This is a genomic window from Bradyrhizobium sp. USDA 3397 (assembly GCF_054060965.1).
In genome coordinates, this window is sequence record NZ_JBSSDS010000001.1 from 6,846,830 (window position 1) to 6,862,592 (window position 15,763).

Sequence of the window (15,763 nt, forward strand, 5' to 3'; positions counted from 1 at the left end):
TAGTCTCCGGTTGGTGGTTCATCGAAACGCTCACATCTTGTGCTTCATCGGCGGACTGCCGGATTTCTGCCGCGCCGGCTCCGGGGCGGGTGCGGCGACTTCGTAGGCGACGGTGCCTGGCGGGAATTTGTACGGACCAGGATCGCGGTAATCGTCGCGCGCGAGGTCTTCGCGGATCTTCATCACGGTGAACATGCCGCCCATCTCGATCGGCCCGAACTGGCCGGTGCCGGTCATCATCGGCAGCGTGTTGTCGGGCGTGGGCATCTCCATGTTGCCCATCGCCATGCCGGTCGAGCCCATGGCCATGCCGTCGGGCGCGAGCTTGCCGACGGCCTTGGCGAGGTCCTTGCGCGACACGCCGATCAGGTTGCGCACGTCGTGTCCCATCGAATTCATGGTGTGGTGCGACTTGTGGCAATGGAACGCCCAGTCCCCGGGATTGTCGGCGAGCACGTCGAACACCCTGATGGCGCCGACGGGGACGTCGGTGGTCGTCTCCGGAATCTGCGCGCTCTCCTGAATCCAGCCGCCATCGGTGCAGGTAACGGCGAAGCTATGGCCATGCAAATGAATCGGATGGTTTGTCATGCTGAGATTGCCGATGCGCACGCGCACCTTGTCGCCGAGCCTGACCGGTAGCGGATCGATTCCGGGAAAGACCCGCGCGTTCCAGGTCCACATGTTGAAGTCCGTCATCTCGTTGACGTGCGGCAGATACGTGCCGGGGTCGACACGATAGGTGCTCATCACGAACACGAAGTCGCGGTCGACGGCGCGGAAGTTCGGGTCGCGCGGGTGCACGATGAACATGCCCATCATGCCCATCGCCATCTGCACCATCTCGTCGGAATGCGGATGGTACATGAAGGTTCCGCTCCTCTTCATCTCGAACTCGTAGACGAAGGTCTTGCCGGGCTGGATGTGCGGCTGGGTCAATCCGCCGACGCCGTCCATGCCGCTCGGGATGATCATGCCGTGCCAGTGCACCGTGGTGTATTCGGGCAGTCTGTTGGTGACGAAGATGCGGACCTTGTCGCCCTCGACCGCCTCGATGGTCGGGCCCGGCGATTGCCCGTTGTAGCCCCACAAATTCACCTTCATTCCTTCCGCGAACTCGCGCACCACCGGCTCGGCGACGAGATGGAATTCCTTCCAGTCGCCGTTCATGCGGAACGGCAGCGACCAGCCGTTCAGCGTGACCACGGGTCGATAGTCCGGGCCGCTGCTCGGATGCAGCGGCGGCTGCATCACCACCTTGTCCATGGTGGGTGCTTCCGGAATCGACGCGGCCTGGACACGGCCTTGAATGGCGGATGCGCCGACAAGCGCGGCGGTGCCTAAAAATCCTCGGCGGGAAAACATCTTGGCCTCCGTCTCAGTGGCCGCCGCCTTCGGCAGGAGCTGCCGCGGCAACGGTGGTTGGATTGTCGCCAACGCCGGCGGGTAGGCCGCCGCCGTTGACGGCGGTCTGCAGATCGGCCTGGGCGAGAAAGAATCTCTGCCTGGCGTCGATCGCGCCGCGCAGCGCCGCGAGGCGCTGTCGCGCTTCGGTGAGCAACGCGAAGATGTCGACCTGCATGCTGGAGAAGCGCAGCTGCATCTCCTCGGTGATGATCTTTCGCAACGGGATGATCTCGCGCTGGTAGTGGCCGGCGATGTCGTAAGTGGAGCGATAGACGCGATAGGCGTCGCGCGCCTCGGACCGCACATTCACGGCTCGCTCGGTCAGGCGGTTGAAGGCGAGGTTGTAGGTCTCCGCCGCCTGACGCACGCGCACCTCGCCGCCGTCGAAGATCGGAATCTGAAACTGCAGGTCGAAGCCGCGCTCGCGGAACGGCGGCCCTTCCGGATCCTGGGTGCGGCGGGAGATGCCGGCGATATCGAGCAGCGTCACGAAGCGCGTCGCCTCGGTGAGGTTCAGCGCCTTCGCCAGCGCGGCCAGCTCCAGCCGCGCGATCTGCAGGTCGAGGCGATGCGCCACCGCGTCGGCTTCGATCGTGGGAAGGGTTAGCGGCCGGCGCGGCAGTGGCGGCAGTTGATTGGGCAGGCGGAAGTCGAGACCGTCGTCCCACAGCCCCATCAGGCGCGCCAGCCTTTCGCGCGCGCTCGCAGCCATCTGCCGCGCGGTGGCGAGGTCGGCGGTGGTCTCGGCATAGAACACCTGCTCGCGGGCCTGATCGAGCTTGTTGAGCGAGCCGGTCTCGCCGAGCTTGAGCGCGAGCTGTGCGGTCGATTCCGCCGTCGCCTTCGCGTCGGTCAGCAGCCCCACCATCTCGTTGGCGGCAACCGCACGGACATAGGCGCGGCGCACGTCCGAGGCGAGCCGTAGCGTCGCCAGCGCCGCGCGAAGCTGCGCGCCGCGGAAGCGTTCGCGGGCGATCTCGGACCGGAACGGCAGGGTGGCGAGCGCGAGGATGTCGCCGACCACCTGGCGCTCGATCTCGCTGGCGCCATTGCCGGTGATGCGGGAGATTGCGAACACCGGATTGGCCGGCAGGCTCTGCTCGACCAGCTCGGTCTCCGCCAGCGCCAGCTCGTTGTAGGCGGCCTGCAGTCCCTTGTTGTTGAGCAGCGCGATCTGCACGGCGGTGTCAACGCTGAGCGTGCGCGAGAGCAGCTGCCGGACGCGGGCATCGACCGCGGCGGCGCCCTCGGCCGAGCGCACGAAGGCGACGTCCTTGTTGATGGCCTGGCTCGTCAGATCCGAGACCGCGCTCATGCCGCTGTCGGGCGAGAACGCGGCGCAGCCGGAAAGTCCGAGCGCGGCGAGCACGAGCAGGCCTCGCGCAAAATGCTGTGACATCGCGCGCTCCTACCGCTCTTGCTTCGGCTGCGGCGTCACCGCCTCGTTGCGGCCACGCCAGGGTGCCGGGGTCGCAGGCCGCAGGCTGGTATAGGGCGCGATGGTCGAGCGATAGCCGATGGGGGCCACCTTCGCCGCCGGATCTGCGGGATCCGCGCTGGCCATGTGCGTCGTTGCCGGCATGCAGCCGGACAGCGTCGGCCCGGCAAAGGCCAGCAGCAGCCAAGTGAAACGTGAGTGTCGATCATCCACCGAGGATGCGGCAGATTTCGCCCCGGAAAGCGCAACCATGTCTTAATTCCTGATCTGGAGACCACAGGTTCGCGCGCGCAAAAGCGCGCATCGAAACCGACGCCGTCGTGTCAGATCAGGCGATGGGAGGACGGTAGTGCTGGGGCGGCGCCGCGCTGTTCAGGCTGGGCACGATCTCGGGTGCACAGGTCGACATCGGCCGGAGCGGCGTGGCGACGCTGGGCAGATCGGCCGGCAGCGCACTGACGCACATCATCGCACAGCACGGGCCCACTGTTCCCTTGCCGTCGTGATGATTCGGGGCAGGTGCGTCCTTCGCGGCGGTCTGCGAAGGCGTTCCCGCGTGCTCGTGCGGAACATCGCCAGGGTTCGCAGCCATATCATGGTTCGCAGCCATATGGTGATGCGCCGGAACGAGGTCAGCCTGGGCATCGTCGCCGAGGCAGGGCGCAGCATTGCCCCAGGCGAGGCTTGCGGCCGGCGCGAGCACGCAGAACAGATAGGCGAGGGCGATGATCCGCCCCACCCTGATCCGCATCGATCGCGTCAATCGCATCAACATCCCGCCGATAGGCTCCTCGCGCGGCAATGTTGCACACGCTTGTTGCAAACTAATGGCAAAAGACACATTCGCCAAGAGCTTCTTACCGCAGCGCACCGCGCATGCCCAATATCGCGGCAAGATGGTTGACCATGCGGCGGTCCGCGAACATGGTCCTGCTCGTGCACGCGCCAAATCATCCAGGGCAAACACCTGACGCCTTCACCCCTGACTCCCGTCAGGCCTGGGTGCGGCTCGTCATTGCCCTCCTGATCGGCTCGATCGGGGCCGTCGGCATGTGGGCGGTCGTGGTCGTGATTCCCGTGGTGCAGGCCGAATTCGGAGCCACGCGCGGCGCGGTTTCGCTGGCTTTCACCCTCATGATGTTCGGCTTCGGGCTTGGCGGCGTGATCGCCGGCAAGATCACCGACCGGTTCGGCATCGTTCCGGCGATGGCGATCAGCATCGCCTTCCTCGGCGTCGCCAATGTGCTCGCGGGCCTGTCGGGCCAGCTCTGGCAGTTCGTGGCGGCTTATTTCTTCATCGGGCTCGGGACGTCGGCGACCTTTGCGCCGCTGATGGCCGAAGCCTCGCACTGGTTCGAGCGCTATCGCGGTCTTGCCGTGACCATAGTCGCCAGCGGCAATTACGTCGCCGGCGCGATGTGGCCGCCGATCGTGAGCTGGGGCACGCAGGACATCGGCTGGCGTTACACCCATATCGGCATAGGCATCGTCTGCGCCGGCCTGATGACGGTGCTGGTGCTGATCCTGCGCGCGCAGATGGGGCGCGACACTGTCCACGACCATGCCAACGCGCCGCCGCCGCGGGTCGATCTCAGGCTGTCGACGAATACGCTGACGGTGCTGCTCTCGATCGCCAGCATCTCCTGCTGCGTGGCGATGGCGATGCCGCAGGTGCACATCGTCGCCTATTGCGGCGATCTCGGTTATGGAGTCGCGCGCGGCGCCGAGATGCTGTCCCTGATGATGGGCTGCGGCATCGTCAGCCGGATCGGCTCGGGCTACCTCGCCGACAAGATCGGCGGCATCTACACGCTGCTGGTGGGATCGCTGGCGCAGGGCTTTGCGCTTGTGTTCTATCTGTTCTTCGACAGCCTGACCTCGCTCTATCTGATCTCCGCGATGTTCGGCCTGTTCCAGGGCGGCATCGTGCCGAGCTACGCGATCATCGTGCGCGAGGCGATGCCGGCGAGCGAGGCCGCGACCCGCGTCGGCATCGTGATCTTTGCGTCCGTGTTCGGCATGTCCTTCGGCGGCTGGGTGTCCGGCGTCATCTTCGATGCCACCGGCTCCTACGCCGCGGCGTTCGCCAACGGCGTGGCATGGAACGCGCTGAACATCGGCATCGTCGTGCTGCTCTTGATCCGCGCGCGGACGGGCTCGGTCAAGACCGGCCCGAGCTTTGCCACTTGAAGTTTGAGCATGATCTTTTCGGAAAACCGCTACACACTTTGCGCTAACGCGGCCCTCCGGGTCCGGATCGTGCTTTAAACCGATTGTCCCGCCTTCAGCAGCGAGCAGCCGGTGATCTTGTAGCTGCCGTCGCCCTGCTGCTCGAGCGTGTAGAGTGCCTCCCAGACCTCGCCATTGGCATCGATGATATGAACGCGCTGGGCGATCCAGCCGCCATCGGTCTTGCTCTCGCCAAATTCGAAACTCTTGTGACGATAGACCGGCGCGTAGCCGTTTCGCACCACGGACATGAAGATGTCGGGTGCGGGAAAGGTCTCCTTGATCGCCGGTGCCGCATAGGAATAGGCCGCCGCTGCATCGTCGCGAACGAAGGCCTGCTCCTGGGCGCGGATAACGCTTTGGGCCGCCGCGATATCGCCGGCAAACGCTGAATGATGACAGGCAACAATGAGAGCGATCAGCAAGGCTGCGATGCGCATGGCAGGCTCCGCGTTGAGATCCCGGCGGAGGCGATGCTAGCACTCTGTGCCGCCAGGGCGTGTACTCAGATATCACGCGCTGGGTTTGAACGCTCCAGGTGCCGCTCATCCGGGACAGCGGCGCAGCAGCAGGCAGCTGCGACATGTTCTCCTAAGGCAGGAACGGCTCCGCGACGGCCGAGTTAAGCCGGCAAAACCACCTTACCAAGGAGCAAAGTCATGGCCCGTGCAACAGCACATCCGGATCATCACTGCATCTCAAGCGAGGACATTGAGGGAACCGAGGTCTATGGAGCAGATGGGACGAATATCGGCGAGATTGATCACCTCATCATCGACAAGGTGTCAGGCCGCGTGGCTTATGCGGTCATGAGCTTTGGTGGATTTGTGGGCTTGGGTCACAGCCACTACCCGATTCCCTGGGGCGCTCTGAAATATGACACGTCGCTTGACGGTTTTCGAACCAATATCACCGAGCAACAACTGAGGGATGCGCCTGAGTTCAGCGATGACTCCTGGGAAGATCGGGATTGGGAAACGCGAACCCATCGGTATTATGGGACGCCAACTTACTGGGAAGGGCGAGGTGGCCTATAACGCCAGCGGCGCGTCAGGACAGCTGAACTGATTGACCGGCTCTCATTGGATGCTGTCGGGTTTGATCCGGCCGACTGGGGGCTTGGTGCTCGATGCCTCAGTCGCCGCGCCTTGTCGCGGCGACTGGCGATGAATCGCGGTCATTGGCTCAGTCGAGGCAAAACCAGCGATAACCATATCCATCAAGCGCGATAGCAGTGCCGTCGGCGCTGGACTTCGAATCGTAAATTCGGTTGCCGAATATATCGGTCAGCTTGCGGCCTTGCATTCTTCGGGCTTTTGTTGGTGGCGCGCCGCAAAAGCACGCGAACGAGCTGCTGAACTCGCAGCAACGGGACTGGGCACTCGCCGTTGTATTGGGTGTCGAACGAGCTGGTTACTGTCCTGTTGGGCCTCGTGTTGTACATTGCCCACATCCACAATCAGTCGCCCGTTCCAGCTTTGCTCTGGCTCGCCGACCTCCCAATCATTGTGGCTTTGCTGTTCCTGCGACGCGCGTTGAAATGGCGCGACCCTGTTTAGTGCCGATGGCCGAAATCATCCTGCCCAGCATTGGCGTTTTAATCGAAGGGTTGATCGGGCCAATAGCCGGCCCGCCGCATCACAGATTTTTCACCAAGCGTCGGTGCAGCGTTGCGGCGTTGGGCTGCCTGGCGGCCCACTCCAGATTGCGTTCGCCATCGATCTTCACCCAAAACGTACGAGTCGGCGCATCGCTGCCAGTGAGCGACTTGAATGTACATGATGCCCTTTCTCGCATGATGGCGCCGAGGGAATCCTGAGCTTGGTAATCAATCACCGCCTCATACTGAACCGGCAGGTGGCGTGCTGATTGCATCATGAATCTTCTGGTTGACTCGGGTACGGCCCGTTCCGGCTCGGCGAAAAATTCGTCCCACGTGATCGTTCTTCTGGAGTCTTCCAGGTCGATCCGTTGATAGGTGGAGGAATCCGTCAGCCGCTCTTGAATCGCGTTTTCGCAGGTTTGCACAAATTGAGACGTGAACGGCGGATAGCTACGCACGTAAGCATAACCGAGAACAGCGATACCGAGGACTGCAAATGCTGCAATGGCAAGTTTGATTTTCATATCCGACTCTTACAAGAAAGACCACAGACTCATACGGCCTCGGGGTGCAAGCAGCAACGAGCGGACTAAACTGGACTAAGCCTAAGCGTGTATTAACTGGCGAGCACAACCCTACACTCTAGAGTGTGGTACTTTGCCGCTGGCGTGTGACGAGGAGTTGTCCGATTTTGGCTCTGGCCAGAATGTTTGGGTCACAAGCCACGATGCTCCGGCCGATCAGCAGATTTCCGCTCCGCCCGCAGGACCCGACTTTCCTTTTATGAGTACCGCGCCGAGCGCTTCCGCTTCATCGCCGGCTTCGTCGTCTTCGACGAGCGCGCCTTGGCCTTGCCGGGCGGCCGCACGCGCAAGCCGTCGACGAACACGTCGAGCAGGCGCAGCGCCGTCTCTTGCCAACCAGGTTGGTCGTGCACATAGCACATACCGAAGAAGGCGCGCAGCAGATCCTCCGGGTTGATGTCGGCGCGCATCTCGCCGGCTGCGACCGCCCGGTCCAGCAGCGAGCCGATCGCCTTGGTCAGACGCTCGAAGGAGAAGGCATGCAGCTCCGACCCGCTCTGCACCGCGAGCGCGAGCGCTGCCATCATCCCCTTCTTGGTCGCAACGAACTCGACCCCTGAGCGCAGCCAGCGCCGCAGCGCCTCGACCGGGTCCTTGGCATTCTTCAACTGCTCGGCCAGCTCGCTGAGCTGCTCGACCTCGCGGCGGTACACCGCCTCGAACAAGGCCTCGCGCGTCGGAAAATGCCGGTACAGCGTGCCGATGCCGACGCCGGCCCGCTTCGCCACCGCTTCCAGGCTCGCCTCCGAACCGCCGGCGCTGAACACCAGCTTGGCCGCTTCGAGCACGCGCTCGCGATTGCGCACGGCGTCGGCGCGGGGCTTTCGGGTCTGATCGGTGTGGTCGTCCATGCGCGCAATGTAGATCACGAATTGGTTAGATTGAACCCATTGGTCGCCTTATCGCGTTGGTGACGCACGGGCTTTTGACGAATTCCAGATTTTTCGCACCGACCTTGTTAAGCGGAGGCAGCCTCCGTATCTTCGATCGAGCGCCGGCCGCATCATGTTCGGCGGCGTGCAATCGACGGCGGCCACGGCGGTGGCGCGCTGCGCGATGACTCATGTCCAAATCTGATCGGAGCCTTGTATGAACCACTCCATCAGCCTCACCGTGAACGGTGCACGGCGCGACTTCGTCCTCGACGATCCGCGCGTCACGCTGCTCGATCTCCTGCGTGAGCGCCTCGATCTGACCGGAACCAAGAAGGGGTGCGACCGCGGCCAGTGCGGCGCCTGCACCATTCTCGTCGACGGCAAGCGCATCAATTCCTGTCTCGCGCTCGCCATCAGCCATGACGGGGCCGACATCCTCACCATCGAAGGCCTCGCGCGCGGCGACCAGCTGCATCCGGTGCAGGCCGCCTTCATCGCCCATGACGGCTTCCAGTGCGGCTTCTGCACGCCGGGCCAGATCATGAGCGCGATCGGCATGATCAAGGAGGCGCAAGCCGGCAACGATCCGGAACGCATCCGCGAATGCATGAGCGGCAATCTGTGCCGCTGCGGCGCTTACGTCGGCATCGTCGATGCCGTGCTGGAAGCGCAAGGGCAGATGGACGAGACCAATCAGAGGCGCTCCGCATGAAACAGTTCGATTATGTCAGGCCGGCCACGGTCACTGAAGCCGTTGCTGCCGCGGCCCAGCCGGGCGCGGTCTACCTCGCCGCGGGCACCAACCTGCTCGACCTAATGAAGGGCGGCGTCAGCCGTCCGGACCGGCTGGTCGACGTCACACATCTCGATGGGCTCGACGGAATCGAGACTCTCGCGGACGGGTCCTTGCGCATCGGCGCCTTGGTGCGCAATGCCGATCTCGCCCATGATGCGGAGTTCGCGCGGTCCTATCCGGCGGTGGCCGAAGCGCTGCTCTCGGGAGCGTCGGCTCAATTGCGCAATGCCGCCACCGTCGGCGGCAATTTGTTGCAGCGGACGCGCTGCGCGTATTTCTACGACACCGCCAGCCGCTGCAACAAGCGCGAGTCGGGCTCCGGCTGCGACGCGCGCGACGGTGAGAACCGCAGCCATGCCGTGCTCGGCTGGAGCGAGAGCTGCATCGCTACGCACCCCTCCGACTTCTGCGTGCCGCTGGTCGCGCTCGATGCCATCGTCGAGATCGAGGGCAGGGGCGGCCGGCGCGATGTCGCGCTCGACGAGCTGCATCGCCTGCCCGGCGATGCGCCCGAGCGTGAGTCCGTGCTCGAGCCTGGCGATCTCATCGTCGCGGTGCGCCTGCCGCCTGCCGCACGCGGATTTTCCGCGCATGCGCGTTACCTCAAGGTCCGCGAGCGCACCTCCTATGCCTTTGCCGTCGTCTCGGCCGCTTCTGCGCTGCGGATCGAGAACGGCAGAATCGCACAGGCGCGGCTCGCGCTCGGCGGCGTCGCTGCAAAGCCCTGGCGCGCACGCGGAGCGGAAGACGTCCTCAAGGGCGTCGCGCCGACCGCCGACGCGTTCCAGGAGGCAGCCCGGCGTGCGCTCGAGGGCGCGAAGCCATCGGGCGACAACGCCTTCAAGATCGAGCTCGCGCGCCGCATCGTCGTGCGCGCGCTGACCTTGGCCGCCGCCGGGACGCCTGCGCGTATCCCCGCGCTGCCGGCCTCTCCCTTTGCCACGACCTCCGGAGCCCTCCATGTCTGAGCTCAATTTGACCAGTGCGCCCGCGCATCTGCGGCACGGCTCGAATATCGGCCAGCCGCTGACCCGCCGTGACGGCATCCTCAAGGTGACGGGGCAGGCGACTTACGCCGCCGACAACCATCCACCCGGCATGTTGTTTGCGGTGATGGCCGTCTCGAGCATCGCGCGAGGCCGTGTGGTCTCGCTCGATGTCGCTGCCGCAAAGCGCCATCCCGGCGTCGTCGACGTCATGACGCCCGACCACAAACCAGCGCTCGCGATCGACCCCGACCTCAAGACCAATCCGTTCGTGTTCCGGATGGAGGTGTTGCAGAGCAACGATATCCGCTACGCCAATCAGGCGATTGCGGTCGTGATCGCCGAGACGCTGGAGGCCGCGACGGAAGGTGCGGCGCTGCTGGCCCCGGCTTACGAGGTGCAGCCTGCGCTCGTCGGCCTCGATGCCGGCGAGAGCTTCGTGCCGCCGGTCGTCGGCGTCGGTAATCCCACGGAAAGCCATCGCGGCGATGTCGAGGCGGGCCTCGCCGCGGCCGACAAGCAGATCGACGCGATCTACGAGACGCCGCCGCAATATCACAATGCCATGGAGCCGCACGCGATCGTGGCGCGCTGGGATGGTGACAAGCTCTTCTTGGACACGCCGAGCCAGGCCATGGTGATGGCTCGCGGCCGCGTCGCCGAGCTGTTCGGCCTCGCGCCGGAGAAGATTCACATCCGCAGCCCGTTCCTCGGCGGCGGTTTCGGTTCGAAGGGCTTCCTGACCGGGCCGCAGATCCTCGGCGTCATGGCCGCGAAGCTGGTCGGCAGGCCGGTCAAGCTGGTGCTGCGCCGCGAGCAGATGTATGGCCCGGTCGGCCACCGCGCGCCGACGCGCCAGCGCCTCCGCCTCGGCGCCGATGGCGAGGGGCGTCTGACTGCGCTCGATCATCACGCCCGAACTGTGTCGAGCACCTTCGACGATTTCTACGAGCCTGCCGCCGACGCCTCGCACACGCTCTATGCGGCGCCCGCGATCCGCACTTCGCACGATGCCGTGCGCGTCAACACCGGCACGCCGCTGTTCATGCGAGCGCCGGGCGAGGCGACCGGCTCGATCGCGCTCGAGAGCGCGATCGATGAGATGGCGTGGGCCTGCGGCATGGATCCGCTCGCCTTCCGCCTCGCAAACTACGCCGAGGTCGAGCCGATGACGGGCCGGCCTTTCTCCTCCAAGGCGCTGCGGGCCTGCTACGAGCAGGGCGCCGCGCGCTTCGGCTGGGCCAAGCGTCCGCTGCAGCCGCGGCAGATGCGCGACGATGCCGGCCTCCTGGTCGGCTGGGGCATGGGCACGGCGACCTTCCCGGCGCTGATGTTCCAAGCCGAGGCGCGCGCGGCGATCCGCCGCGACGGCTCCGGCGTGATGGAGATCGGCGCGCACGACATGGGGCAGGGCGCCTGGACGGCGCTGGCGCAGATCGCGGCCGATGCCGTCGGCCTCGACATCGACCGGCTCGACTTCAAGTCCGGCACGTCCGACCTGCCCGACGCCGGCATCGCGGGCGGCTCGGCGCACACCGCAACGGCGGGCGCTGCGATCCACAGCGCCGGCGCGGCCGTGATCGGAAAGCTCGCCGATCTCGCCACCAGCGACGAGCGCTCGCCGCTGTTCGGCGCCGGCAATGCCGGCGTGATCGCGCGCGACGGCAGGCTGATCCGCCGCGACGACGAGAGCCGCAGCGAGAGCTATGCCGGGATTCTGGCGCGCGCGGGCGTTGCCGAGGTCGAGGCCCGCGGCACCGGCGCGGCGAACCCTGCGGCGATGGAGCAATATGCGATGCATGCCCACGGCGCAGTGTTCGCCGAGGTAAAGGTCGATCCCGAGCTGGGCCAAGTCCGCGTCAGTCGCATGGTCGGCGCCTTCGCCGCCGGCCGCATCATCAATCCGCGCATGGTGCAGAGCCAGCTGTTCGGCGGCATGATCTGGGGCATGTCCTTCGCGCTGCATGAGGAGGCCGTCACAGACCGGCGCAGCGGACGGATCATGAATTCCAATCTCGGCGAGTACCACATCCCGGTGAATGCCGATGTGCCGCCGCTCGACGTCATCACCGTCGAGGAGCACGATCCGCACGTGAATGCGCTTGGCATCAAGGGTGTCGGCGAGATCGGCATCACCGGCAGCGCCGGCGCGGTCGCCAATGCGGTCTGGCACGCAACTGGCGTGCGCGTGCGCAAATTCCCGATCCGGATCGAGGAGTTGCTGACGCAGCGCTGAAGCGCGATTGAAATGGGCCACATCGCTGCAGCGACGGAGGTGCGCTCCCTCTCCCGCTTGCGGGAGAGGGTCGGGGAGAGGGTGTCTCCGCAATGGGACAATCCCCCAGAGGAAAGAGTCCTCACCCGCGCCGGAGCTTGTCATCGGGCGCGCCTTCGGCGCTACCCGGTGGGCGCGACCTCTCCCGCAAGCGGGAGAGGTGAATGAGCCGCACCGGATGCGCCGATCTCGCGTCAGAACGTCGGCGGCGTGCAGGCCGAGATCACCTCGCAGGGCTTGCCGCCGACGCAGCGGAAGCGATGCGGGCGGCGGCTCTCGAAATAATAGGCATCGCCGGGATTGAGGATGCGGCGCTCGTCCTCGACCGTGACTTCGAGTTTGCCTGAGATCACGATGCCGCCCTCCTCGCCGTCATGGACGAGATGGACGCGCCCGGTGTCGCTGCCGGGCTCGTAGCGCTCCTTGAGGATCTGCAGGCTGCGGCCGAACAGATTGTCGCCGACCTGCCGATAGGAGATCGGCTTCTTGCCGACCTCGGTGAGCTCCTCGGCGCGGTAGAAGATCTTGCGCCTGGACTCCGGCTCCAAGGCGAAGAACTCGGCTAGGCCCATCGGGATGCCGTCGAGGATGCGCTTGAGCGCGCCGACCGACGGGTTCATCTGGTTGGATTCGATCAGCGAGATCGTCGAATTGGTGACGCCGGCGCGCTTGGCGAGCTCGCGCTGCGACAGCTTGTGACGGGCCCGGATGAATCGCAGCCGTCCACCGATGTCGACGCTCATGCCCAAGTCCCGTGTTGCAGGTGTTGCGGATCGCGCAAATATGGACCGGCAGCCCCAGTCAAATCAATGGCTTGCAGGTCATCAGAAAAGGACTTGTTGCGGTTTCCAAGCCGTGGCTCTGCTGGCGGGTCAGCAAAGGAGCGCGGCCGTGACCCTTCATCAGATTCCGAACACTATCAAGACCGACTCGTTCTGGATGCCGTTCACGGCCAATCGACAGTTCAAGAAGGCGCCGCGCCTGTTCTCCTCGGCCGAGGGCATGCATTACACCACCGTCGACGGCCGCAAGGTGATCGACGGCTCCGCCGGGCTCTGGTGCGCCAATGCCGGCCACGGCCGCAAGCAGATCGCCGCCGCCGTCGAGCGCCAGCTGATGACGCTGGACTTCGCTCCGTCCTTCCAGATGGGCCATCCGCTGGCATTCGACTTCGCCGAGCGCCTTGCCGAGATCGCGCCCAAGGGTCTCGACCGCATCTTCTTCACCAATTCCGGCTCCGAGTCGGTCGATACCGCGCTGAAGATCGCGCTCGCCTATCACCGCGCCAACGGCCAGGCCAGCCGCACCCGCCTGATCGGCCGCGAGCGCGGCTATCACGGCGTCGGCTTCGGCGGCACCTCGGTCGGCGGCATGGTTGCCAATCGTCGTGCGTTTGCGACCCTGCTGCCGGGCGTCGACCACATCCGCCATACCCACGATCTCACCCGTAACGCCTTCGCCAAGGACCAGCCCGAGCACGGCGCCGAGCTCGCCGACGATCTCGAGCGTCTGGTCGCGTTGCACGGCGCCGAGACCATCGCCGCCGTCATCGTCGAGCCGGTGCCGGGCTCGACCGCGGTGCTGCCGCCGCCGAAGGGATATCTGCAGCGCCTGCGCGAGATCTGCGACAAGCACGGCATCCTCCTGATCTTCGACGAGGTCATCACCGGCTTCGGCCGCCTCGGCACGCCGTTCGCCGCCAACTTCTTCGGCGTCACGCCGGACCTGATGACCACCGCGAAGGGCATCACCAACGGCACCATTCCCTGCGGCGCCGTGTTCGCGAGCCGCAAGGTGCATGACGGATTGATGGTCGGTCCCGAGAACCAGATGGAGCTGTTCCACGGCTATACCTACTCGGCGCATCCGACCGCCTGCGCCGCCGGCATCGCCACGCTCGACATCTACAAGGACGAGGGCCTGCTGACGCGCGGTGCCTCGATTGCCGAATATTGGCGCGATGCGCTGCATTCGCTCAAAGGCCTGCCGAACGTCGTCGACATCCGCAATTGCGGCCTGATGGGCGCCGTCGAGCTGGCGCCGCGCGACGGCGTCGTCGGCGCGCGCGGCTATGACGTGATGGTCGACTGCTTCAACACCGGCCTTTACCTGCGCATGAGCGGTGACAGCTTCGCGATGTCGCCCCCGCTCATCGTCGAGAAGAGCCATATCGACCAGATGGTCTCGATCCTCGGCGACGCCATCAAGAAGGTGGCCTGATAATTGCTCTCGCCGCCAGCGAGTTGTGTCCTTGCAGCGGCGAGCGCCGCGGGAGTTTGACGAAGCGTGAAAGTTCTGATCCTCGGCAGCGGTGTCATCGGTGTCACCTCTGCCTACTACCTCGCGCGTGCCGGCCATGAGGTGACGGTCGTCGACCGCCAGCCGGAGCCGGCACTGGAGACCTCCTTCGCCAATGCCGGCGAGGTGTCGCCCGGCTATTCCTCGCCCTGGGCCGGCCCCGGCGTGCCGGTGAAGGCGATCAAGTGGCTGTTGATGAAGCACGGCCCGCTGGTGATCCGGCCGAAGCTCGATCCGGTCATGTGGGTCTGGCTGCTCAAGATGCTGCGCAACTGCACCAGCGCGCGCTACGCAGTCAACAAGAGCCGGATGATCCCGATCGCGGAATACAGCCGCGACTCTTTACGCGATCTGCGCCGCGACATCGGCATTCAGTATGACGAGCGCTCGCAGGGCACGCTGCAGCTGTTTCGCTACCAGGCCCAGCTCGACGGCACGGCCGAAGACATCGCCGTGCTCAAGCAATACGGCGTTCCCTTCGAAGTGCTGAACCGCGAGGGCTGCATTGCGGTCGAGCCGGCACTTGCCGGCGTGAAGGAGAAGTTCGTCGGCGGGCTCCGCCTGCCGCAGGACGAGACCGGTGACTGCCACATGTTCACGCAGGCGCTGGCGAGGCACGCCCAGGCGCTCGGCGTGCGCTTCCTGTTCAACACCTCGATCGACCGTATCGTCACCGATGGCGCGCGCGTCAGCGGTGTCGCCACCAGCGCCGGCCTGCTGCAGGCGGACGCTTACGTGCTCGCGCTCGGCAGCTGGTCGTCGCGGCTCCTGGCGCGGCTCGGTATTTCGCTGCCGGTCTATCCGGTGAAGGGCTATTCGATCACGGTGCCGATCAAGGACGCCTCCGGCGCGCCAGAATCGACTGTGATGGACGAGAGCTACAAGGTCGCGATCACCCGGCTCGGCAATCGCATCCGCGTCGGCGGCACCGCCGAAATCTCCGGCTATTCCGACAAGCTCTACGACGCACGCCGCGCCACGCTCGATCATTCGCTGACCGACCTGTTCCCGCGCGGCGGCGATCTGTCCAAGGCGACATTCTGGAGCGGACTGCGTCCGATGACGCCGGATGGACCGCCCGTGATCGGCCGGACCCACTACGCCAACCTCCACCTCAACACCGGCCACGGCACGCTGGGCTGGACCATGTCCTGCGGCTCGGGCCGCGTGCTCGCCGACATGCTCTCGGGCAAGAAGCCGGACATCGACGTCAGTGCGCTATCGGTGGAGCGGTACAAGCACCGGTTCGGCTAAGGCTCTATCCGCGTCATT

At 65.3% G+C, this 15,763-nt stretch carries 15 protein-coding genes; 7 read left to right on the plus strand and 8 right to left on the minus strand.

Annotated features, from left to right (window positions below; translation table 11 throughout):
* Nucleotides 1-30 precede the first annotated feature (30 nt).
* The 4 genes from ACVWYQ_RS31655 to ACVWYQ_RS31670 form a co-directional block, all read right to left on the minus strand.
* The gene (locus ACVWYQ_RS31655; RefSeq protein WP_271538805.1) at nucleotides 31-1,365 is read right to left on the minus strand and encodes a multicopper oxidase family protein; all 1,335 of its coding nucleotides are present in this window, start codon (nucleotides 1,363-1,365) and stop codon (nucleotides 31-33) included.
* A gap of 13 nt (nucleotides 1,366-1,378) precedes the next feature.
* The gene (locus tag ACVWYQ_RS31660) at nucleotides 1,379-2,806 is read right to left on the minus strand and encodes a TolC family protein (protein WP_404543718.1); all 1,428 of its coding nucleotides are present in this window, start codon (nucleotides 2,804-2,806) and stop codon (nucleotides 1,379-1,381) included.
* Nucleotides 2,807-2,815: 9 nt separating this feature from the next.
* Nucleotides 2,816-3,097: a hypothetical protein gene (locus tag ACVWYQ_RS31665; protein WP_271538801.1), complete on the minus strand. Its 282-nt coding sequence runs from the start codon at nucleotides 3,095-3,097 to the stop codon at nucleotides 2,816-2,818.
* Nucleotides 3,098-3,173: 76 nt separating this feature from the next.
* Nucleotides 3,174-3,620 carry a hypothetical protein gene (locus ACVWYQ_RS31670; protein WP_404543715.1) on the minus strand — a complete coding sequence of 149 codons (447 nt, stop codon included), beginning with the start codon at nucleotides 3,618-3,620 and terminating at the stop codon, nucleotides 3,174-3,176.
* 149 nt (nucleotides 3,621-3,769) lie between these two features.
* Between ACVWYQ_RS31670 and ACVWYQ_RS31675 the strand changes: the two genes are divergently transcribed.
* Nucleotides 3,770-5,035 carry an MFS transporter gene (locus ACVWYQ_RS31675; RefSeq protein WP_271538855.1) on the plus strand — a complete coding sequence of 422 codons (1,266 nt, stop codon included), beginning with the start codon at nucleotides 3,770-3,772 and terminating at the stop codon, nucleotides 5,033-5,035.
* A 74-nt stretch (nucleotides 5,036-5,109) separates the two neighbouring features.
* On the opposite strand, the gene ACVWYQ_RS31680 is transcribed toward ACVWYQ_RS31675, so the two are convergent.
* Nucleotides 5,110-5,514: a DUF4864 domain-containing protein gene (locus ACVWYQ_RS31680; RefSeq protein ID WP_271538797.1), complete on the minus strand. Its 405-nt coding sequence runs from the start codon at nucleotides 5,512-5,514 to the stop codon at nucleotides 5,110-5,112.
* 219 nt (nucleotides 5,515-5,733) lie between these two features.
* Between ACVWYQ_RS31680 and ACVWYQ_RS31685 the strand changes: the two genes are divergently transcribed.
* On the plus strand, nucleotides 5,734-6,111 hold the full coding sequence (locus ACVWYQ_RS31685; RefSeq protein ID WP_074448090.1) for a PRC-barrel domain-containing protein: 378 nt from the start codon (nucleotides 5,734-5,736) through the stop codon (nucleotides 6,109-6,111).
* Between the two features lie 601 nt (nucleotides 6,112-6,712).
* Here ACVWYQ_RS31685 and ACVWYQ_RS31690 read toward each other — a convergent pair.
* Both ACVWYQ_RS31690 and ACVWYQ_RS31695 read right to left on the minus strand, forming a co-directional pair.
* Nucleotides 6,713-7,201 carry a hypothetical protein gene (locus ACVWYQ_RS31690; RefSeq protein WP_271538794.1) on the minus strand — a complete coding sequence of 163 codons (489 nt, stop codon included), beginning with the start codon at nucleotides 7,199-7,201 and terminating at the stop codon, nucleotides 6,713-6,715.
* Nucleotides 7,202-7,458: 257 nt separating this feature from the next.
* Nucleotides 7,459-8,112: a TetR/AcrR family transcriptional regulator gene (locus ACVWYQ_RS31695; RefSeq protein ID WP_271538853.1), complete on the minus strand. Its 654-nt coding sequence runs from the start codon at nucleotides 8,110-8,112 to the stop codon at nucleotides 7,459-7,461.
* Nucleotides 8,113-8,350: 238 nt separating this feature from the next.
* Here ACVWYQ_RS31695 and ACVWYQ_RS31700 point away from each other — a divergent pair, with 238 nt between their 5' ends.
* The 3 genes from ACVWYQ_RS31700 to ACVWYQ_RS31710 are packed head-to-tail and all read left to right on the plus strand — an operon-like array spanning nucleotide 8,351 to nucleotide 12,154.
* On the plus strand, nucleotides 8,351-8,848 hold the full coding sequence (locus tag ACVWYQ_RS31700) for a (2Fe-2S)-binding protein (protein ID WP_271538792.1): 498 nt from the start codon (nucleotides 8,351-8,353) through the stop codon (nucleotides 8,846-8,848).
* Complete coding sequence (locus tag ACVWYQ_RS31705; protein ID WP_271538790.1) at nucleotides 8,845-9,900, plus strand: FAD binding domain-containing protein; 1,056 nt, start codon at nucleotides 8,845-8,847, stop codon at nucleotides 9,898-9,900. The genes ACVWYQ_RS31700 and ACVWYQ_RS31705 overlap by 4 nt, the downstream gene beginning before the upstream one ends.
* The gene (locus ACVWYQ_RS31710; RefSeq protein WP_271538788.1) at nucleotides 9,893-12,154 is read left to right on the plus strand and encodes a xanthine dehydrogenase family protein molybdopterin-binding subunit; all 2,262 of its coding nucleotides are present in this window, start codon (nucleotides 9,893-9,895) and stop codon (nucleotides 12,152-12,154) included. Before ACVWYQ_RS31705 ends, ACVWYQ_RS31710 begins: the two co-directional genes overlap by 8 nt.
* A gap of 233 nt (nucleotides 12,155-12,387) precedes the next feature.
* On the opposite strand, the gene ACVWYQ_RS31715 is transcribed toward ACVWYQ_RS31710, so the two are convergent.
* A complete protein-coding gene (locus ACVWYQ_RS31715) occupies nucleotides 12,388-12,936 on the minus strand; it encodes a cupin domain-containing protein (protein WP_018646206.1) in 549 nt (182 codons plus the stop codon).
* Between the two features lie 148 nt (nucleotides 12,937-13,084).
* On the opposite strand from ACVWYQ_RS31715, the gene ACVWYQ_RS31720 reads away from it, so the two are divergent.
* Nucleotides 13,085-14,413, plus strand: a complete 1,329-nt coding sequence (locus tag ACVWYQ_RS31720) for an aspartate aminotransferase family protein (RefSeq protein WP_404543704.1) — start codon at nucleotides 13,085-13,087, stop codon at nucleotides 14,411-14,413.
* Between the two features lie 66 nt (nucleotides 14,414-14,479).
* On the plus strand, nucleotides 14,480-15,745 hold the full coding sequence (locus tag ACVWYQ_RS31725; RefSeq protein ID WP_404543702.1) for a D-amino acid dehydrogenase: 1,266 nt from the start codon (nucleotides 14,480-14,482) through the stop codon (nucleotides 15,743-15,745).
* The last annotated feature ends 18 nt before the right edge of the window (nucleotides 15,746-15,763 follow it).